At 61.0% G+C, this 19,413-nt stretch carries 15 protein-coding genes; 12 read left to right on the top strand and 3 right to left on the bottom strand.

Annotated features, from left to right (window positions below):
- Nucleotides 1-28 precede the first annotated feature (28 nt).
- From BM234_RS00925 to urtE, 8 genes are all read left to right on the top strand, one after another.
- Nucleotides 29-1,648, top strand: a complete 1,620-nt coding sequence (locus BM234_RS00925) for an ABC transporter substrate-binding protein (RefSeq protein ID WP_092059740.1) — start codon at nucleotides 29-31, stop codon at nucleotides 1,646-1,648.
- Between the two features lie 4 nt (nucleotides 1,649-1,652).
- Nucleotides 1,653-2,612, top strand: coding sequence for an acetamidase/formamidase family protein (locus BM234_RS00920; protein WP_092059738.1), 960 nt, complete (start codon nucleotides 1,653-1,655; stop codon nucleotides 2,610-2,612).
- Nucleotides 2,609-4,396, top strand: a complete 1,788-nt coding sequence (locus BM234_RS00915) for an ABC transporter ATP-binding protein (RefSeq protein ID WP_092059736.1) — start codon at nucleotides 2,609-2,611, stop codon at nucleotides 4,394-4,396. The genes BM234_RS00920 and BM234_RS00915 overlap by 4 nt, the downstream gene beginning before the upstream one ends.
- A 491-nt stretch (nucleotides 4,397-4,887) precedes the next feature.
- Nucleotides 4,888-6,174, top strand: coding sequence for an urea ABC transporter substrate-binding protein (gene urtA, locus BM234_RS00910; protein ID WP_092059734.1), 1,287 nt, complete (start codon nucleotides 4,888-4,890; stop codon nucleotides 6,172-6,174).
- Between the two features lie 121 nt (nucleotides 6,175-6,295).
- On the top strand, nucleotides 6,296-8,257 hold the full coding sequence (gene urtB, locus BM234_RS00905; protein WP_092059732.1) for an urea ABC transporter permease subunit UrtB: 1,962 nt from the start codon (nucleotides 6,296-6,298) through the stop codon (nucleotides 8,255-8,257).
- A 1-nt stretch (nucleotide 8,258) separates the two neighbouring features.
- Nucleotides 8,259-9,518 (top strand): urea ABC transporter permease subunit UrtC, encoded by a 1,260-nt coding sequence (urtC, locus tag BM234_RS00900; RefSeq protein ID WP_092059730.1) that lies wholly within the window; start codon nucleotides 8,259-8,261, stop codon nucleotides 9,516-9,518.
- Nucleotides 9,515-10,255, top strand: coding sequence for an urea ABC transporter ATP-binding protein UrtD (gene urtD / locus BM234_RS00895; protein ID WP_092059728.1), 741 nt, complete (start codon nucleotides 9,515-9,517; stop codon nucleotides 10,253-10,255). Before urtC ends, urtD begins: the two co-directional genes overlap by 4 nt.
- Before the next feature lie 2 nt (nucleotides 10,256-10,257).
- Nucleotides 10,258-10,953 (top strand): urea ABC transporter ATP-binding subunit UrtE, encoded by a 696-nt coding sequence (gene urtE, locus BM234_RS00890; protein ID WP_092059726.1) that lies wholly within the window; start codon nucleotides 10,258-10,260, stop codon nucleotides 10,951-10,953.
- A gap of 124 nt (nucleotides 10,954-11,077) precedes the next feature.
- On the opposite strand, the gene mepK is transcribed toward urtE, so the two are convergent.
- Nucleotides 11,078-11,638, bottom strand: coding sequence for a peptidoglycan L,D-endopeptidase MepK (mepK, locus tag BM234_RS00885; RefSeq protein ID WP_092059724.1), 561 nt, complete (start codon nucleotides 11,636-11,638; stop codon nucleotides 11,078-11,080).
- A gap of 328 nt (nucleotides 11,639-11,966) precedes the next feature.
- Between mepK and BM234_RS00880 the strand changes: the two genes are divergently transcribed.
- The 4 genes from BM234_RS00880 to BM234_RS00865 are packed head-to-tail and all read left to right on the top strand — an operon-like array spanning nucleotide 11,967 to nucleotide 16,196.
- Nucleotides 11,967-13,562, top strand: a complete 1,596-nt coding sequence (locus tag BM234_RS00880) for a L,D-transpeptidase family protein (RefSeq protein ID WP_092059722.1) — start codon at nucleotides 11,967-11,969, stop codon at nucleotides 13,560-13,562.
- A gap of 31 nt (nucleotides 13,563-13,593) precedes the next feature.
- Entirely contained in the window at nucleotides 13,594-14,688 is a 1,095-nt protein-coding gene (gene lpxD, locus BM234_RS00875) for a UDP-3-O-(3-hydroxymyristoyl)glucosamine N-acyltransferase (RefSeq protein ID WP_092059721.1), read from the top strand.
- A 28-nt stretch (nucleotides 14,689-14,716) separates the two neighbouring features.
- Nucleotides 14,717-14,974 carry an acyl carrier protein gene (locus tag BM234_RS00870; RefSeq protein WP_092059719.1) on the top strand — a complete coding sequence of 86 codons (258 nt, stop codon included), beginning with the start codon at nucleotides 14,717-14,719 and terminating at the stop codon, nucleotides 14,972-14,974.
- 13 nt (nucleotides 14,975-14,987) lie between these two features.
- Nucleotides 14,988-16,196, top strand: coding sequence for a beta-ketoacyl-[acyl-carrier-protein] synthase family protein (locus BM234_RS00865; RefSeq protein ID WP_092059717.1), 1,209 nt, complete (start codon nucleotides 14,988-14,990; stop codon nucleotides 16,194-16,196).
- Here the strand turns inward: BM234_RS00865 and BM234_RS00860 are convergent.
- Both BM234_RS00860 and BM234_RS00855 read right to left on the bottom strand, forming a co-directional pair.
- A complete protein-coding gene (locus BM234_RS00860) occupies nucleotides 16,193-17,992 on the bottom strand; it encodes an ABCB family ABC transporter ATP-binding protein/permease (protein ID WP_092059715.1) in 1,800 nt (599 codons plus the stop codon). The two genes, BM234_RS00865 and BM234_RS00860, sit on opposite strands and share 4 nt — an antisense overlap.
- A 68-nt stretch (nucleotides 17,993-18,060) precedes the next feature.
- Nucleotides 18,061-19,344 (bottom strand): LysM peptidoglycan-binding domain-containing protein, encoded by a 1,284-nt coding sequence (locus BM234_RS00855; protein WP_092059713.1) that lies wholly within the window; start codon nucleotides 19,342-19,344, stop codon nucleotides 18,061-18,063.
- Nucleotides 19,345-19,413 lie beyond the last annotated feature (69 nt).

The raw sequence follows: 19,413 nt of genomic DNA, 5'->3' as shown, positions 1-19,413 counted from the left end.
TTACCAACCACCAACAGGGACCTCAAAAATGAAAAAACTGCTCCTCTCCACCGCCATGCTCGCAGCCACTGCGCTTCCGAGCTTTGCCCAAGGCTATACTCCCGATCCCAACGCCACGCCCGGCGGGATGATCACCGTCACCTACAAGGACGACGTGGCCACGCTCGATCCTGCCATCGGCTACGACTGGCAGAACTGGTCGATGATCAAGTCGCTTTTCGACGGGCTGATGGATTATGTCCCCGGCACGACCGAGCTGCGCCCCGGCCTTGCCGAAAGCTATGATGTCAGCGAGGACGGTACTGTCTTTACCTTCAAGCTGCGCTCCGGCGTGACCTTCCACAACGGCCGCGAGATGACCGCCGAGGACGTGAAATACTCCCTCGACCGCGTGACCAACCCTGAAACCCAATCGCCGGGCGCGGGCTTCTTCGCCTCCATCGCCGGGTTCGACGAAATCTCAAGCGGCGAGGCCGACAGTCTTTCTGGCGTGGAAGTCATCGACCCGCTCACCGTAAAGATCACCCTGTCGCGCCCCGACGCGACGTTCCTGCACGTTGCCGCGCTCAACTTTGCCTCTGTCGTGCCGAAGGAAGCGATTGAGGAATGGGGCACCGACTTCGGCAAGCATCCAGTTGGCACGGGCGCCTTCAAGCTTGGGGAATGGACCATCGGTCAGCGCCTCGTCTTCGAAAAGAACGCCGACTACTGGCGCGACGGCGTGCCTTATCTTGATGGCGTGACCTTCGAGGTCGGGCAAGAACCGATCGTCGCCCTTCTGCGGCTGCAACAGGGTGAGGTGGACGTACCCGGCGACGGCATCCCCCCCGCGAAGTTCCAGGAAGTCATGGGCGATCCCGCACAGGCGAGCCGCGTGGTCGAGGGTGGGCAGTTGCACACCGGCTACATCACCCTGAACGTTGGCATGGAACCACTGGATCAGTTGCCGGTGCGCGAGGCCATCAACATGGCGATCAACAAGGAGCGCATCACCCAGATCATCAACGGCCGCGCTGTGCCCGCGACCCAACCGCTCCCGCCCTCAATGCCCGGCTATACCGAGGGTTACGAAGGCTACGCCTTCGACGTGGACGGTGCCAAGGCCAAGCTTGCCGAGGCGGGTCTTGAGGATGGGTTCACCACCGAGCTTTACGTGATGAACACCGATCCGAACCCGCGTATTGCCCAAGCGATCCAGCAGGACCTCAAGGCGATCGGTGTCGACGTGGAGATCCGCAGCCTTGCCCAAGCCAACGTGATCGAAGCCGGCGGCGCGGGCCAGGCCCCGATGATCTGGTCCGGCGGCATGGCCTGGATCGCGGACTTCCCCGACGCATCCAACTTCTACGGCCCCATCCTTGGCTGTGCCGGTGCAGGCGAAGGCGGCTGGAACTGGTCCAAGTTCTGCGACGAGAGCATCGACACCATGGCAACCGAAGCCGACAGCTTCACCGACCCGTCCGCTCCGGAACGGCTCGAGATGTGGTCGGAGGTCTATCAGAAGGTGATGGAACAGGCGCCGTGGGTCCCGGTCTTCAACGAACAGCGCTACACAATGAAGTCCGAACGCATGGGCGGGGAAGACGCGCTTTATGTCGATCCGGTCTCCATCCCAGTGAACTATGACTATGTCTTTGTGACCGAGTAATTCCATGTGCAAGCACTGCGACTATACGATCCACGGCGCCCAGCACCATTTCGGCTGGGACAATTCCATTGCTCCGATCGAAACCGTGGCGCCGGGGAGCACGATCCTTTTCAACTGCATGGATTCTTCGGCGGGCCAGCTTGGCCCGTCGAGCAACGTCTCCGATGTCGAGGCGCTCGACTTCGGCAAGATCAACCCCGTCTCCGGCCCGATCTTCATTGACGGGGCGGAGCCGGGGGATGCACTCAAGATCACGCTTGAGGGGTTCGCCCCCCGAGAGCAAGAGGGCAGCGCCTGGGGCTGGACGGCGAATATTCCGGGCTTTGGCCTACTCGCTGACCAGTTCACCGATCCGGCGCTGACCATCTGGAAATATGACGCCAAGACCATGGACCCCGCTCTCTGGGGCACGACGGGCAAGGTGCCGCTCAAGCCCTTCACCGGCACGATCGGCGTTGCACAGGCCGAACCGGGGCTGCACTCCATCGTTCCGCCACGGCGGACGGGGGGCAATCTCGATATCCGCGACATCTCAACCGGGACTGAGCTTTATCTGCCTGTCGAGGTAGCCGGGGCGCTCTTCTCCGTAGGTGACACTCATGCGGCGCAGGGTGACGGCGAAGTCTGTGGCACGGCGATCGAAAGCCCGATGGACGTGACCCTGACCCTTGATCTTGTGAAGGGCGCAAACCTCAAGATGCCGCGCTTCACCACGCCGGGCCCCGTCACGCGCCATCTCGACACCAAGGGCTATGAGGTCACCACGGGCGTTGGCCCCGATCTCATGTCAGGCGCGCGCGACGCGGTGGCGGGCATGGTCGATCTGCTCTGTGCGCAACAGGGCATGTCAGCGGTCGACGCCTATATGCTTGTGTCCACCTGCGGCGATCTGCGGATCTCCGAGATCGTGGATGCGCCCAACTGGGTCGTCTCCTTCTACTTTCCTCGGTCGGTCTTCGAATGATCGTCGGCGCAAAACCCATCGCCGCCCCCCTTTCGGGGGCGGCCACCCCGCTGCTCTGTGTCCGCGACCTGACCGTCTCCGTGCGTGATCGGGGCACCGTCCGTCCGCTCGTTTCGGACCTGAGCTTTGATCTCCATGCTGGCGAAACGCTCGCCATCGCGGGGGAAAGCGGCTCGGGCAAATCCATCACGTCACTCGCCCTCATGGGGCTGCTACCCAACAACGTCGCCGTGACTTCAGGCCATGCGGATCTTGAGGGGATCGACCTGCCCGCCCTCCCCGAAGCTCAGATGCGCCCCCTGCGCGGGGCGAAGGTGGCCATGATCTTCCAGGAGCCGATGACTTCGCTCAATCCGGTGCACACCATCGGCGCCCAACTGTCCGAAGCGATACTGGCGCATGAAACCATATCCCGCCGCGATGCCCGCGCCAAAGCCATCGAAGCACTCGCCCGTGTCCGCATCCCAGAGCCTGAGCGGCGCCTGAAGCAATATCCCCATGAACTTTCCGGCGGGATGCGCCAGCGCGTGATGATCGCCATGGCCCTCGCGATGCGGCCCGCCCTTCTCATCGCTGACGAGCCGACCACCGCGCTTGACGTGACTGTACAGCGGGAGGTGCTCGACCTTCTCCGTGACCTGCAGCAGGAGACCGGCACCGCGATTATCCTCATTACCCACGACATGGGCGTCGTCGCCGAATGTGCCGATCGGGTGGTCGTGATGAAATCCGGGCGTATGGTGGAGTCCGGCAAAGTCCTGGATGTTTTCGCGCGGCCCGCAAAGAGCTATACACGCGATCTGCTTGCGGCAGTGCCCCGCCTCGGCGCCGGAGCCAAACGCGGCGCGCCTCAACCTCCCGCGGCGCAAGTTCCTGTTGCACGCCTCGTGAATGCCAAAGTCCACTTCGATCTCGGGGCAAATTTTCTTGGTCGACCGACACATCGCGTACACGCGGTCGAAGGCGTCAGCTTCGATATTCGCCCCGGAGAGATCTTCGGTCTTGTGGGCGAAAGCGGCTGCGGCAAGTCGACCATAGCAAAGGCGCTTGCCGGCCTCGTCCGGCATGACGGACATATCGAAGTTTCGGGACAGCAGTTGTCTTCGCTCACCGCGCAGGGGCGCAAGCAAATCTGCCGCGACATACAGATGGTCTTTCAGGATCCCATGGCCGCACTCGATCCGCGCATGACCGTGGGCGAAGCCGTGGCCGAACCGCTGCTGATCCACGGGGTCGGCACCGCCGCCGAGCGGCACGCGCGCGCAGCGGAACTTTTTGACCGCGTTGGGCTCACCCCCCATCAGATGTCCCGTTATCCGCATGAGTTTTCCGGCGGGCAACGCCAGCGGATCTGCGTCGCGCGGGCCCTCGCGCTCAAGCCGAAGCTGATTATCTGCGACGAAAGCGTCTCGGCGCTTGATGTGTCGGTTCAGGCGCGGGTTCTCGCACTTCTGGAGGAGTTGCGCGAGGAGATGGGGGTTTCCTACCTTTTCATCAGCCACGACATGGCCGTGGTGGAGAATATCGTCGACCGCCTTGCCGTCATGTACCTTGGACAGATTGTCGAGATGGGAACCCGCGATCAGGTATTTGGCGATCCCCGCCATCCCTATACCCAACGCTTGCTCGATGCGGTCCCTATTCCGGACCCCGCGCGCAAGGGGCGGCCCCATATCCGACCTGCGGGCGCGCAACCTTCACCGATCCGGCCTCTTGGCGATCCCCCCGCGCAACTCGCGCTGCGCGATATCGGCGCGGGCCATCTGGTGGCGGCCCTCTCGTAACGCCTCGCTGGTGGTACGAAGGGGCCTCGCAGCAATGTCTCGGCGAGCTCCCACAGCTCATGCTCGATGGGGTTCGACCCTCCGATTGCTACGGCACAACGCTCATTGCTCCAATCACACGCGAGGTCCGAGGCTCCCTCTCGTGCAGAAGTTTTCGGCAAACCGTGACCCGTTCAGACGACTCAGACTTCCACGGAAGGTCACATTATAGGCAGGCACCCGCGCCGAGTATATTTTTTAAGCACACTCCACCCAAACCCCAGACCGTTACCCCCCATCGCTTTCTGGTACGAGCAACTCAGAGAATAGTCGCCTCCGGACCCCACGCGACGCCGCACGGGGACCGCAATTTGCGGGGCGCTGCCTGGGGACAGGGTCCGCACCGCGCTGGTGCAACATGCGTGCCGGGGGAGAGCGTAGCATCGGGGCCGGGATGACCGGAATGGATGCACCCGACCCTTTGCGGGGCGCAACTGACGGGAATGATAAAAATGACGACAACAGGGTATCTCAAGATCGGCGCCGCACTGGCTGCGCTGGTCGCCGGGGGACAAGCGATGGCGCAGGATTGCCCGATCAAGGTGGGCGTGCTGCATTCGCTTTCCGGGACCATGGCGATTTCGGAAACGACGCTGAAGGACACGATGCTGATGCTCGTGGAAGCGCAAAACGAAAAGGGCGGCGTTCTCGGGTGTGAACTCGAAGCCGTGGTGGTTGACCCCGCGTCGGACTGGCCCCTCTTCGCTGAAAAGGCACGCGAACTGCTGAGTGTGCACGAAGTCGACGTCATGTTCGGCAACTGGACAAGTGTGAGCCGGAAATCGGTGCTGCCCGTGATCGAAGAGCTCAACGGCCTGCTTTTCTACCCCGTCCAGTACGAGGGTGAGGAAAGCTCCCGCAACGTATTCTACACCGGCGCCGCGCCGAACCAGCAGGCTATCCCGGCAACGGATTACTTCCTCGAAGAGCTTGGCGTCGAGAAGTTCGCACTTCTCGGGACCGACTACGTCTATCCGCGCACCACGAACAACATTCTGGAAAGCTACCTGAAGGACAAGGGGATTGCCGAAGAGGACATCTTCGTCAACTACACGCCCTTCGGACATTCCGATTGGTCCAAGATTGTGGCCGACGTCGTTGCCCTCGGGGCGGATGGCAAGAAGGTTGGCGTAATCTCGACGATCAACGGCGATGCCAATGTCGGGTTCTACAAGGAATTGGCGGCGGCAGGCGTTTCCGCCGAAGATATCCCCGTCGTAGCCTTCTCCGTGGGTGAAGAAGAACTTTCGGGGCTTGATACGACCAACCTCGTCGGTCACCTCGCGGCGTGGAACTACTTCATGTCGGCCGACACCGATGCAAACGAAGAGTTTATCGAAAGCTGGCACGCCTTCATCGGCGACGAAGCGCGCGTGACCAACGATCCGATGGAAGCGCACTTCATCGGCTTCAACATGTGGGTGAATGCCGTCGAGCAGGCCGGAACCACCGATGTCGACGCCGTTCGCGAAGCGATGTGGGGGCAGGAATATCCGAACCTCACGGGCGGCACTGCTATCATGGGCACCAATCACCACCTCGCGAAGCCCGTCCTCATCGGCGAAATCACCGAAGACGGCCAATTCGACATCCTCAGCCAGACAGAAGAAGTTCCCGGCGACGCCTGGACGGACTTCCTGCCGGAATCGGCGGTCCTGAAGTCCGATTGGAAAGACCTCGGTTGCGGCATGTACAACACCGAGACCGAAACCTGCGTTCAGATGAAATCCAACTACTGATGCAGGCGGGAGGGGCGCGTCATGCGCCCCTTTCCCACACTCGCACCTAGGCGAAAGAGCCTCGTGCACGCCCAAACAACGCATTCAAAGTAAAGAAGCGAGGACGGTCTTGGCCCGTTTAATGAAAGCAGCACTCCTTTTGCTGGCGCTTTCGGTGGCGCCTTTCATCGCTGCGGCGCAGGAACCCTCCTCGATCCAGCAGGTCTTGCAGGAGCACCGGGACGCCATCGAGAAAAGCTCCCGAAGAACCATCGGACCGGCCATTGACGCCATTGCCGCGAGCGGTTTGCCGCAAGCGCCCGAGGTTCTCCGGCGCTGGCAGGAAAAGGAACTCTGGCAGCGCGAGGCGGACGGGCTGTTCTTCTATGCCGAAGAAGCTGGCGAAGATCCTGCGGGAGAAGACCTGCTTCGCCTCTTTGATCTGGACCAAGTTTCGGAAGTGGACGTCGTGCCCGAAGACGACATGGCGCAGCTCAAGCCCAATAGCGGCATTCGCAATATGATCGGCGCCGCGCTCGTCCGGTTCCAGCTTTCCGACCCTGACCCGCAGGTACGCCTTTCTGGCCTCGATTCCATATCGCGTGATCCCGAAGCCTCTCACCTAACCGCGCTGCGGGCCGCCATAGTGGACGAAGAAGATACGTCAATCCGCGCCCGCAAGGAACGTCTCGTGCGCCTTCTTGAGGTGCGCTTCGGCGAGGATACGGCCACGCGGGTTGCCGCCATCCGCAGCTTCGCTGGCGATCTGGGCGTCGATGTGCGCGGAGCGCTCAACCCGCTGGTCACCACGGAACTCGGGGCGGCGAAGGTCTTGCCTGAGGATGTGGCACGGGAGATCCGCCCCGGAAAGGACACCCTGAGCGCCGAAGATGCATATACCCTCCTCGTGCGGGCCGATCTTGCGCCGCCGCTGATCGACAGGGCGGAGCAGAAATCCGCGCTGGAAGCGAACATTGACAATGGCATGGTGGGCGGCGTGGCCATCGCTGAACTGGATACCAACGCCGCACGGGATCAAGCCTATGCCAACCTTGCTCAAGCGGGCATCGTCGATGCCGTGGCAACCGAGAGCGATCTTGACGACGCGCTTGCGGCCCATGTCTTCTTCGAACGCTATACGCTGGACGAACCCGAGATCATCAGCGCGGCGCTCGACACGCTCCGTTCCATTGACCGGACGGTCAGCCTGAACCAGTTCTTCGATCTCGTGCTCGACGCGCTGTCGCTCGGCTCCATCTATTTTCTCGCGGCAATCGGGTTGGCCATTACCTTCGGGGTCATGGGCGTCATCAACATGGCGCATGGCGAATTCATCATGATGGGCGCCTACACCGGCTATGTGGTGCAACAGTTCATCCCGGATTACACGCTCTCGATCATCGTCGCACTTCCGCTGGCCTTTGCCGTGACATTCGCCGCCGGCGTCGCGATGGAACGGCTTGTGATCCGCTGGCTCTATCACCGCCCCCTGGAGACGCTGCTCGCCACGTTCGGGATTTCCATCGCGCTTCAGCAGTTGGCCAAGAACATCTTCGGCACACAGGCCCGGCCTCTGACCGCCCCCGATTGGCTTGGCGGGGCGCTTTCGTTCAACGATGTCGTCTCCATCTCCTATATTCGTATCGCGATCTTTGTTCTCGCGCTCATTTTCCTCGGCCTCTTCCTGCTGGTGATGAACCGTACGCGTCTCGGCCTTGAGGTTCGCGCCGTGACCCAGAACCCGCGCATGGCAGCGTCCATGGGGATCAATCCTGACCGCATCAACATGCTGACCTTCGGGCTTGGCTCCGGGATCGCCGGGATCGCCGGCGTCGCCATCGGACTCTATGCCAAGGTAACCTCAGAGCTAGGAGCCGACTATATCGTTCAGAGCTTCATGACGGTCGTCGTTGGCGGGGTTGGCAATATCTGGGGCACGCTTCTGGGCGCCGGACTGATCGGGTTCCTGCAAAAGAGCATCGAATGGTTCAACCCGTCGAACACACTCGCAGCACAGACCTACATGATCCTGTTCATCATTCTGTTCATTCAATTCCGCCCCAAGGGCATCATTGCCCTCAAGGGCCGCGCGGCGGAGGCTTGAGATGACCGACATTCCCCTCTCGAACAAACGCCCCCGCTTTTTCCTCGCGGCGAATCCGTCGGTGTTGGTCTTTCTCGCGCTGCTCGGCCTCTTTACCCTTGGGGTGACGCTCCTCTCCGAAGGCGCGGGCACCGGAGCGCTCAGCACCTCCTTCGTCAAGACACTGGGCAAAACGCTGTGCCTTTGTCTTGTCGCCATCGCGATGGACCTTGTGTGGGGCTATTGCGGCATCCTGAGTCTCGGCCACTTCGCCTTCTTCGGGATCGGCGGCTATGCCATCGGCATGTGGCTGATGTACGCGCGCACTGAACTCATCGTCATGGAAAGCCTCACCAGCGCCACACTCCCCCCGACATCGCAGGAGGTATCCGACGCCATCGCCTCGCAGATTTTCGGCGTGGTCGGGGCCTCGGAGTTGCCCTCGATCTGGGTTTTCGCCCATTCGTTGCCGCTGCAACTGCTTGCCGTGATCATCGTGCCGGGTCTGCTTGCGCTCGTCTTCGGTTGGCTCGCATTTCGAAGCCGCGTAACCGGCGTGTACCTCTCGATCCTGACGCAGGCGATGACACTCGCCCTATCGCTCTACCTGTTTCAGAATGACAGCGGCCTGAGGGGGAACAATGGTCTCTCCGGGCTTCAGAACCTTCCCGGGCTGGATGATATGCCGCAATCGATCATCTCGGTCTGGTTCTTCTGGGCCTCCGCGCTGGCGCTTGCGCTTGGCTATCTCCTTGCCAACTGGGTCATCTCGGGCAAGTTCGGCAATGTCATTCGCGGCATACGCGATGACGAGGCACGGGTGCGGTTCCTCGGCTACTCCGTTGAAGGCTACAAGCTCTTCATCTTCACGCTGACCGCCGTGATCGCGGGAATCGCGGGTGCGCTCTACTACCCGCAAGCCGGTATCATCAACCCGGCAGAAATCGCGCCAATCGCCTCGATCTATCTTGCGGTCTGGGTCGCGATCGGGGGGCGTGGACGACTCTACGGCGCGGTCATCGGCGCGGCGTTCGTGTCGCTGGTGTCATCGTGGTTCACCGGCGGGCAAGCGCCCGATGTGAACCTCGGGTTCTATACAATCAAGTGGGTGGATTGGTGGACCGTTCTGCTCGGCCTGTCCTTTGTCCTCGTGACACTCTTTGCCCCCAAGGGCATTGGCGGGCTGTTTGACCTTCTGTTCCACCGACACCTGATTGATCGCCACGGCGCGGATTTGGGACCGGATCAGGGCAGCAAACGCGAAGAGGAGACGGGCCAATGACCACGCTTCTGGAAGTATCCGGCGTTTCAAAAACCTTCGACGGTTTCAAGGCGATCAACAACCTTTCCTTCCAGATAGGCGAGCGGGAATTGCGCGCAGTCATCGGCCCCAATGGCGCAGGCAAGACCACCTTCATGGACATCGTAACAGGCAAGACCCGGCCCGACGAAGGGCGCATAGTCTATGGCGACAAGGGCGCATCGCTTCTCAAGATGAGCGAGAGCCGCATTGCGCAGGCTGGGATCGGCCGCAAATTTCAAAGGCCCACCGTCTTTGAGGATCAGACGGTCTTCGACAACCTGATGATGGCGCTCAAGAACAAGCGCGGCCCCATCGCGGCCCTTCTCTACCGATTGGACCAAAGGGATCGGGAGAAGGTCGCGGCCCTTGCTGAAAGCATCGGGTTGCGGGCCTCCCTCCCCCGCCCGGCGGGCGAGCTTTCCCACGGCCAGAAGCAATGGCTCGAAATTGGAATGCTTCTTGCGCAGGAACCAAAACTGTTGCTGGTGGATGAACCCGCCGCCGGGATGACCCCGGCAGAACGGGAGCACACCACGGACCTGCTGAAAGAGGCCGCCAAGACGCGCGCTGTTGTGGTGGTGGAGCACGACATGGAATTTGTACGGCGGCTCGATTGCAAGGTCACTGTCCTGCATGAAGGTTCGGTCTTGGCCGAAGGGTCGCTGGATCATGTGACGAAAAACCAAGACGTCATCGACGTCTATCTGGGGCGCTGAAGATGCTGACGACCGAAAAGCTGACATTGCACTATGGCGGGAGTCAGATCCTCCATGGGATCGACATGGAAGCCCGCGCGGGGGAAATCACCTGTGTGATGGGGACGAACGGCGTGGGAAAGACGTCGTTGCTCAAGGCACTGTCCGGCACCCACCCGCGGTCGGGTGGAACCTATGCTCTTGCGGGGGAACAGATCGGGCGGGCACCTGCTCACGTGCTCGCACAGAAGGGCGTTGGCTATGTCCCGCAGGGGCGCGACATTTTTCCGTTTCTGACGGTGCAGGAAAACCTCGAGGCCGCCTATGCCTGCCTTCCGAGGCCGGAGCACAAGATCCCTGAAGAGATCTTCGAGCTGTTTCCGATCCTCAAGGAGTTCCTGCCTCGTCGGGGTGGGGATCTCTCCGGGGGGCAGCAGCAGCAATTGGCCATTGCGCGCGCGATGATCACAAAGCCCAAGGTTCTCTTGCTAGATGAGCCGACAGAGGGGATTCAACCCAACATTATCCAGCAGATTGGACGGGTCATCGCCTACCTGCGGGATCGCGGGGACATGGCTATCATTCTGGTGGAGCAGTATTTCAGCTTTGCCTACGACATCGCCGACCAGTTCTATGTTCTGGAAAGGGGATCCGTGAAGATGGCAGGGAGAAAGGCCGAACTGGATCGCGCAGAGTTGCTTTCCGCCGTCTCGGTTTAAAGAGGCTCTCGACTACCTTTGCGCTCTTGCCTGTGCGTAGCAGGCGCGCTTGGCGTCCATCGCAGTACTATTCGGCTTGGGATTTCGCGCCGGTTCGGCACTAATTTCAAAGCTTATATGGACCTCACGCGCCCCAGGTGCGCACGGGACCGCAATCCATGTGAACGAAGTTGGAACGCGAATACCGCCCCACGCCGCCCGCATTGCATGCCTGAGCCGCCCGCGCCATCTGGCCAACAGAGCGTGATGCGAGCCGGAGATCTGCTGCCTGCCCCTGCATGTGCAAGGAATTCTTGGCCACACCGCTTGAGCGGGCACGCAACATAGCGTTTGTCTGCGGGCTGCGATAACCGGAAAGCAGCATGTAAGGCTCAGTGGCATCCAGAAGATTGTGCGACGCGGCCATGATATCGATGGTACGAAGGTCGATCTGTTTCACCGAGTTGGTGCGCCAATCGCGCATGAAGTGCCAGATTTCCTTCACCGCATCACCGATATACTCGCCCTCGATCCAGTAGATCGTATCGATGTTCTCCCCCGTCCTGCCGGAATACATCCGAAGGCGCCGAATATCGCCCGCTCCTCGGAGGAAGCCTGCGGCGTTGGTGAGAGTTGGTGCTGCTGTGATCGTGGTTGCCGCAAACGCGCCTAATAGCGCTCTTCGCGTGATGCTTGACGTCTTCATACGCGCGTATCCTGTTGCTTTCTGCCTAGGCCGCAATTTTCTGGCGGCGCGTTCTTGTCATCCCCACTTCTAAGGATGTGCCACAACTTGATTCCAGCGCCAAGCGCGACTTTGCAGAAGGTTCCCTAATACATTCCTAATCGGCGAAATCCTGCTGAAAATGCAGGGTTCTTGGGTGGCGGACTACCGCCCATTCGCGGGGAACGGCGGACAAGCTGTAACTTCGAAGCAACGGGAAACGCTTTGTCAGCATTGTGAGTAGACAATTGCCCAGCGGGCACAAGAGACTACGTGTACTGCACCAGACAGGAACAAACCGAGGTCCCGTATGAAGTTGTCTTTCCGGTGGTCAAATGCCTGCCTTGCTCTTTGCCTGTCCGCTGCGACGGCCCTGCCCGGTACTGCCGGCGCGCAGGTTTCGGCATTCAGCCAATCGCTCGCGACCGCTGCGGCAAGCGATCGCGACATTGCCGCGTTCTATCAGGCCAACGGCTATGAGGGGATCTGGACCGGAGCCGACGATAAAGCGCGCCGGGCTGCGCTGATCGACGCCTTTGAACGCGCGTCCGACCATGGCCTGCCTGCGGCGCAGTTCGACGCCGGACAGTTGACCGCCCGAATGCGCGCCGCGACGACACCGGAAGAGATCGGCGCCCTCGAAGTCGAGATGTCCAAGCTCTATCTCACTTATGCCCGCGGCCTGCAGACTGGGATCCTTACGCCCTCTCGCATCGACGACGGGATCAAGCGCGAAGTCCCCTATCGTGCGCGCGTCTCCTATCTGACGAACCTTGCGAAAAGCAGTCCGCGCGCATTCTTCAACGCGCTTGCCCCTCGCACGCCGGAATACGCGCGGCTGATGAAGGAAAAAATGCGCCTGGAACGGCTGCTCGCCCGCGGCGGTTGGGGACCTAAGGTGGCTGGTAGCAAGTTTGAACCGGGCATGAGTGGCCCCGCTGTTGTGGCACTCCGCGACAGGTTGACCGAGATGGGCTTCATGCAGCGGAGCGCTTCGCCGAATTACGATAGCGCGCTCACCGCTGCGGTGGTGGCCTTTCAAGGCGCTCACGGGTTGAGCCAAGACGGCGTCGCCGGCTCCGGAACACTGGCGGAAATCAACACCTCCACCGAAGTGCGGCTTCAATCGGTGATCGTCGCGATGGAGCGGGAACGATGGCTGAATCGCCCTCGGGGGCAGCGCCATGTTCTTGTGAACCTCACGGATTTCAAAGCGCGGATCATCGACAACAATGCGGTTACCTTCGAGACGCGCTCGGTCATCGGAGCCAACACAAGCGATCGGCGCAGCCCGGAATTCTCCGACGTCATGGAATTCATGGTCGTCAATCCAAGCTGGTATGTGCCGCGTTCGATCGCGACCAAAGAATACCTGCCGATGCTGCAAAAGAACCCAAATGCGGTTCGGCACCTGGAGATCACCGACAGGAGTGGCCGTCAGATCAACCGCTCAGCGGTCGATTTCACCCAGTTCACTCAGTCGAGCTTTCCCTTCTCGATGCGGGAACCTCCGAGCCAGGGCAACGCCCTTGGGCTGGTGAAATTCATGTTCCCCAACCACTACAACATCTACCTGCATGACACGCCTGCAAAAAGCCTGTTTTCGCGAGAGTCGCGCGCCTTTTCACATGGATGCATCCGGCTCGCCGATCCTATGGAATTTGCCTATGCACTCTTGGCGAAACAGACGTCGAACCCGCAGGAATACTTCCAGTCCATCCTCAATACCGGTCGTGAAAAGCGCGTAAACCTCAAGGAACCGGTGCCGGTGCACATTATTTACCGCACCGCCTACACCCAAGCGAAGGGACCGATGCAGTACCGTCGCGACGTCTATGGGCGGGATGCTAAAATCTGGCGTGCACTGGCCAACGAAGGGGTGGTGCTGAGAGCCGTTCAGGGGTAAGCCTCCGCGCAACCGGGATGGGAGCGCGCTGATGACCGCCTACACGATCCGCGACATTGCCGCCGCGCTTGGCGCGAAAGCGCATGGTGATGTGGGAATCGAGGTCGAAGGTGTCGCCGAACCGGCCATGGCGAGCGCCGGTCAACTCGCGCTCGCGATCAAGCCAGATTTCGCCGGACAGATCAGCCAGGGTGCCGCGCGTGCGGCCATGCTCTGGGACGGCGCCGACTGGCAATCCCTTGGCCTTGCCGCCGCCATCACGGCCCCGCGTCCGCGCTATGCCTTGGCCGCGCTGAGCGCCATGATGGACCTCGGGCAAGGCTGGGAAGACGGCCACCATCCAAGCGCCTTCATCGATCCGGCGGCGGTGTTGGAGAGGGGCGTATCAGTCGGCCCCATGGCGGTCATTCTCGCAGGTGCCCGCATTGGTGCGGGTACCGTCATAGGCCCGCAGTGTTTCATCGGGCGTGATGCAGAAATCGGTAGTCTCTGCTTTCTGCGTGAGGGCACCAGAGTGGGCGCGCGTGTGCGGCTTGGGGATCGCGTGATCGTACAACCCGCCGCGGTCATCGGCTCTGACGGGTTTTCCTTTGTCACCCCGGAGGTTTCAGCGGTGGAGCGTGTCCGGGAAACGCTTGGCGACGCAGGCGCCGCACAAGAGCAAAGCTGGGCTCGCATCCACTCCTTGGGCAGTGTCGAAATCGGGGACGATGTGGAAATCGGCGCGAACGTCTGCATCGACCGCGGGACAATCCGCGACACCTCTGTCGGCCCTGGCACGAAGATCGATAACCTGGCCCAGATCGGGCACAATGTTGTCATCGGACGCGACTGCCTGATCTGTGCTCAGGTTGGCATCGCGGGCAGTTCTATTATCGGGAACAACGTCGTTCTGGGAGGCCAGACCGGCGTATCGGACAACCTGCGTATTGGCGACAATGTCATCACCGGTGGTGCGACCAAGGTTCTGTCATCGGTCCCGTCGGGGCGCGTCATGCTGGGATATCCGGCGGTACAAATGAAGCAGCATATCGAAAGCTACAAGGCGCTGCGCCGTCTTCCCCGGATGTTGCGCGACGTCGCGACGCTCAAGAAATCAGTTTTCAACCCAGACGACAGCGAATAAATCACGCCCAAAACGAGGGACCCTAGCTATGAACGTCAAGGACAAGGTCGTCGCAATTGTCGCCGAGCAGGCGGTACTGGATCCTTCGGATGTGACGATGGAGAGCACGCTTGAGGATCTTGGCATCGATAGCCTCGGCTTGGTGGAGAGCATTTTTGCCATCGAAGAGGCCTTCGACATCTCAATCCCCTTCAACGCGAACGCCCCCGAAGAAAGCGACTTCGACATCTCTTCCGTGGCGACAATCGTTGCAGGGATTGAGAAATTGATTCACGAGCGGGTTTGACGGGTTCCAACGCATGAAACGTGTAGTCATCACGGGCGCGGGCACGATCAATGCGCTCGGCGTCGGCGTACCTGCCACGCTCGAGGCCATGCGCGAAGGCCGTTGCGGCATCAGCGATCTCGAATTCCGAGACGTGGAACGGCTTTCGATCCGCATTGGCGGACAGGTCAAGGACTACGACCCGGAAACGATCTTCAACCGCCAGCAAATCTCCCTTTATGACAGGTTCACGCAGTTCACCCTGCTGGCCGCGAAAGAAGCCATAGAGCAATCGGGGCTTACGTTCATCGGTGATCTCGCGGCCCATGGCGGCGTGGTTCTGGGTACAGCGGGCGGCGGGGTGAGTACGTGGGACGAAAATTATCGCTCAGTCTACGAGGAGGGAAAGAACAGGGTTCATCCCTTTGTCGTGCCAAAGCTGATGAACAATGCCGCGGCCAGCCATGTCAGCATGGCGTATAATCTCAAGGGCCCCTCCTACACCGTCTCGACGGCCTGTGCCTCCTCCAATCACGCGATAGCGCAAGCGTTTCAAATTATACGTGCGGGCGGATCGAAGGTCATGGTCACCGGCGGATCGGAATCCATGCTGTGCTTTGGTGGCGTGAAAGCATGGGAAGGGCTGCGGGTCATGAGCCGTGATGCCTGTCGCCCGTTCAGCGCGAACCGCAACGGAATGGTACAGGGCGAAGGCGCGGGCATTTTCGTTTTCGAAGAATATGAGCATGCCAAGCAACGCGGCGCGGAAATCCTCGCCGAAGTCATCGGCTATGCCATGAGTTCCGATGCTGCGGATATCGTCATGCCGTCCAAGCAGGGGGCTGCGCGCGCCATCGGTGGTGCATTGACCGATGCGCAGATCAACCGCGAAGACGTGGGCTATATCAACGCTCACGGCACCGGAACCGCCGCGAATGACAAGACGGAATGCGCAGCCGTGGCCGATGTGTTCGGCCATCATGCGGACCGCTTGATGATCTCCTCCACCAAGTCGATGCACGGGCATCTGATCGGCGGGACGGGCGCGGTAGAACTTCTGGCTTGTATCATGGCCCTGCGCGACGGAATCGTGGCGCCGACCATCGGCTACGAAGAGCCGGATCCCGAATGTGCCCTTGACGTGGTCCCCAACGAGGCGCGGGAGGCCAAGGTCGATGTGGCACTGTCCAATGCCTTCGCCTTTGGCGGCCTCAATGCAGTGATCGCGCTGCGAAAGGTCTAGGACGCCTCGCGCCGCTCCGCAGCCTGGTTCGCCCAGAGTTGAGCATAGCGCCGCTGTAGCTGCAAAAGCTCCCCGTGGGTGCCTAGCTCAACAATTTCACCATCTTCGAGAACGACGATCAGATCGGCTTCGGCAACGGTGGAAAGACGATGCGCGATGATGAGCACCGTTCGCCCTTCACCGGCGCGGTCCAGCGCTACCTTGATCTCCTGTTCAGTCTGCGTGTCGAGTGCGGAGGTCGCCTCATCGAGCAACAGGATCGGCGGGTTCTTCAACAAGGTACGCGCGATCCCCACGCGCTGTTTCTCTCCGCCAGAGAGTTTGAGTCCTCTTTCTCCCACGGCGGTGTCATAGCCCTCAGGCAGTCGCATGACGAAGTCGTGGATGCGCGCCGCCTTGGCCGCCTCAATCACGTCCTCTTCGGTCGCGCCGCCCCGGCCATAAGCGATGTTATATCCGATGGTGTCGTTGAACAGGACCGTATCTTGCGGCACCACCCCGATTTGGTCGTGCAAGCTTGATTGAGTTACATCGCGCAAATCCTGACCGTCGATCCGAATGGCGCCCCCGGTGACATCGTAGAACCGGAACAGCAGACGACCGATTGTGGATTTCCCTGATCCTGACGCCCCGACGATTGCGACGGTCTGGCCGGGAGGCACCGTCAGATTGATCCCCTTGAGAATGGGGCGTTCGGGATCGTAGGCGAAGCGGACGTTGTCAAAGACGATCTCTCCCGCCGGTACGGTGATTGGCTTCGCGTTCTCGCGTTCCTGCACTTCGGAGGGTTGCCCGAGAAGATCGAACATCTCGCGCATATCCACCAAGCTTTGCCGTATCTCGCGATAGACGGTCCCGAGGAAGTTCAGCGGCATGGTGATCTGGATCATATAGGCGTTGACCATGACGAAATCGCCGACTGTCAGGCTGCCGTCCTGCACCCCGAGCGCGGCCATGACCATGACCGCGACAAGCCCCGCCGTGATGAGAAGCGACTGCCCCGTATTCAGAATGGCGAGCGAATTTGCCGTTTGCACCGCCGCCGTTTCATAACCCTGCATCGCACGATCATAGCGATCTGCCTCTCGGTTTTCGGCACCGAAGTATTTGACCGTCTCGTAATTCAGCAGGCTGTCGACGGCCTTCTGATTGGCGTCCGTGTCTTCGGCATTCATGCGGCGACGGATCTGAACGCGCCATTCGGTAACCCGAAAGGTGAACCAGACATAGAGTGCGATTGTGCCCGACACGACCGCCAGATAGCGCCAGTCGAAAAGCACGAAGAGGACGATTGCGACGAGCAACAACTCAAGGATCAGCGGACCGACCGAGAGCAACATGAAACGCAAAAGAAAATCCACGCCCTTTACGCCGCGCTCGATAATCCGCGAAAGCCCTCCGGTCCGTCGCGTCAGGTGGAACCGGAGTGACAGGCGGTGAATGTGGGTAAAGGTTTCCCGCGCCAATTGGCGCAAGGCGCGTTGGCCCACGCGGGAGAACGCCGCATCGCGAGCCTGCTGAAAACCAACGTTCATGAGGCGCGCCCCGCCATAGGCGACTGTCAGCCCCACGGCGCCGAGCATTAGGTCGGAGACGCCTTCGAGACTGTCCACGGCACCTTTGTAAATGAGTGGGGTCACAACCGAGACAAGTTTCGCCGCCAGCAGCAGCACCAGCGCAAGTACCACCCGCACACGGACCCATCGCGGCTCTTTCGGCCAGAGATAAGGCACCACCTCGCGGATCGTGCGAAGATTGGAGCGACGTTCGAGTTCGGCTGGGGTAGCGTCTGGCATGGAGGATATCCGGCTGGTTCGCGGGGAGCAGGCATAGGCCGCATATGCATGAAAGGCCAGAGGCGAGGCTAACGCGGAATGTCGAAGACCTGTCCCGGATAAATCAGATCGGGATCCCGTATTTGCCCGCGATTGGCTTCGAAAATACGCACGAACTGCGTCCCCTCGCCATAAGAGCGCCGCGCAATCGCCCACAGGGTAGAGCCGGGTTGAACTGTGGCGAGACGCCGGACCGGAGCGGCCCCATCGCTTTGCGCGAGCGTACGGCGGAGGTCTTCGGGTGCTTCGCGCAGGAATGGCATTTCCACACGAGAGACGACTTTCCCGGCCGGGTCGATCTGGTCGACCCGCAGGGTATGGACCCCGGGCGCAACTCCATCGAGTTCAGAGCGCCAGTCGGAAGCGGTCCCTATGTTGGCAGAAGCTATGGGACTGTTGTCGATATAGACGTTGACCCGCCCCTGCGCCTCGGTCCCCCGCCCGGACAGGATCAATGTGCCGGTTGATGAATAGGCAATTGCATCGAGCGCCACCTGTGCAACTGGATCGAGCGAGCCGGGAAGGACCCGCACGCCGCTGTCGTCCGACAGCAAAAGGACGGGTGCCGCCAGATCAGCATCGGGAAGCGGGGGTGCCGAAGGCGGAACGAGCGCGCTATCGTCGGGCAAGGATACAACCGCAGTAGGCGATTGAGCCTCGGGCGGGGGGGCTTGGATTTCCTCTGGCTCCGTTTGCGCCGTGGCGACCGCGATCGCGGGTTTTTCCTGTGGATCCTGCGCCGCGGTCTCCACCTCGACGATCTGTGCTGCGTCGTTGGACGCGGGTTCGGACGCTGGCGCGCGGGGCGCGAGGATGACCTCCGCCTCGGAGAACGTCGTCTCTTCAGCACCGGTCGATGACAACCCCAAAACCTGAGGCGCTTGTCCGACAGGCAGATCGAGAAGCGCAGCAAACTGTCCGCCGGGGTCGGCTTCGGCCTCTCCGACGGGGGCCCCGTCCAATAGGATTTCCACTCGTGCACCCGGTTCGGCGCGGCCAGCAATGACGGCCTGCCCGTCAGACTCCACCCGCACTTCGTCGAAACGCGGCGGCTCTATCTCGATCATGGTAACGACGGGGGGGTGCTCAGCCTCAGCGCCCAGCCGCGCCCCCGATGTTGTTGAACCGGCAGCACCGGCTTCTGGGGTCACAAGCGCAAGGCCATCTTGGGCCAGGTCCACTCCGTTTGCTTCGGCATCCCCTTTTCCGACCTGACGCAACGCATCCACGACGTAGAGAGCGACAATACCGCAGAGAAGTGCCCCGCCTGCGCCAAGCATCATGCCACGTAAAGTCGTATTTCCCGTCCGCATCGGGCGCCGGATCCCCTCTCTATGGGTGGTTGAGAGAAGGTATCAACAGAGCTAACAAGGGTCAAAAGC

Origin of the sequence: Poseidonocella pacifica (assembly GCF_900111875.1) — a bacterium.
In the GTDB taxonomy this organism is placed as follows: domain Bacteria; phylum Pseudomonadota; class Alphaproteobacteria; order Rhodobacterales; family Rhodobacteraceae; genus Poseidonocella; species Poseidonocella pacifica.
The sequence above is the reverse complement of the archived record's forward strand: the minus strand, read 5'-3'. Positions and strand labels throughout refer to the sequence as shown.

What these genes read in the sequence shown, in the direction of transcription:
- mepK (WP_092059724.1), bottom strand. Translation starts at nt 11,638, where the DNA reads ATGAAGACGTCAAGCATCACGCGAAGAGCGCTATTAGGCGCGTTTGCG.
- BM234_RS00880 (WP_092059722.1), top strand. Translation starts at nt 11,967, where the DNA reads ATGAAGTTGTCTTTCCGGTGGTCAAATGCCTGCCTTGCTCTTTGCCTG.
- BM234_RS00865 (WP_092059717.1), top strand. Translation starts at nt 14,988, where the DNA reads ATGAAACGTGTAGTCATCACGGGCGCGGGCACGATCAATGCGCTCGGC.
- BM234_RS00925 (WP_092059740.1), top strand. Translation starts at nt 29, where the DNA reads ATGAAAAAACTGCTCCTCTCCACCGCCATGCTCGCAGCCACTGCGCTT.
- urtD (WP_092059728.1), top strand. Translation starts at nt 9,515, where the DNA reads ATGACCACGCTTCTGGAAGTATCCGGCGTTTCAAAAACCTTCGACGGT.
- BM234_RS00870 (WP_092059719.1), top strand. Translation starts at nt 14,717, where the DNA reads ATGAACGTCAAGGACAAGGTCGTCGCAATTGTCGCCGAGCAGGCGGTA.
- BM234_RS00860 (WP_092059715.1), bottom strand. Translation starts at nt 17,992, where the DNA reads ATGCCAGACGCTACCCCAGCCGAACTCGAACGTCGCTCCAATCTTCGC.
- urtE (WP_092059726.1), top strand. Translation starts at nt 10,258, where the DNA reads ATGCTGACGACCGAAAAGCTGACATTGCACTATGGCGGGAGTCAGATC.
- BM234_RS00855 (WP_092059713.1), bottom strand. Translation starts at nt 19,344, where the DNA reads ATGCGGACGGGAAATACGACTTTACGTGGCATGATGCTTGGCGCAGGC.
- urtC (WP_092059730.1), top strand. Translation starts at nt 8,259, where the DNA reads ATGACCGACATTCCCCTCTCGAACAAACGCCCCCGCTTTTTCCTCGCG.
- urtB (WP_092059732.1), top strand. Translation starts at nt 6,296, where the DNA reads ATGAAAGCAGCACTCCTTTTGCTGGCGCTTTCGGTGGCGCCTTTCATC.
- urtA (WP_092059734.1), top strand. Translation starts at nt 4,888, where the DNA reads ATGACGACAACAGGGTATCTCAAGATCGGCGCCGCACTGGCTGCGCTG.
- BM234_RS00920 (WP_092059738.1), top strand. Translation starts at nt 1,653, where the DNA reads ATGTGCAAGCACTGCGACTATACGATCCACGGCGCCCAGCACCATTTC.
- lpxD (WP_092059721.1), top strand. Translation starts at nt 13,594, where the DNA reads ATGACCGCCTACACGATCCGCGACATTGCCGCCGCGCTTGGCGCGAAA.
- BM234_RS00915 (WP_092059736.1), top strand. Translation starts at nt 2,609, where the DNA reads ATGATCGTCGGCGCAAAACCCATCGCCGCCCCCCTTTCGGGGGCGGCC.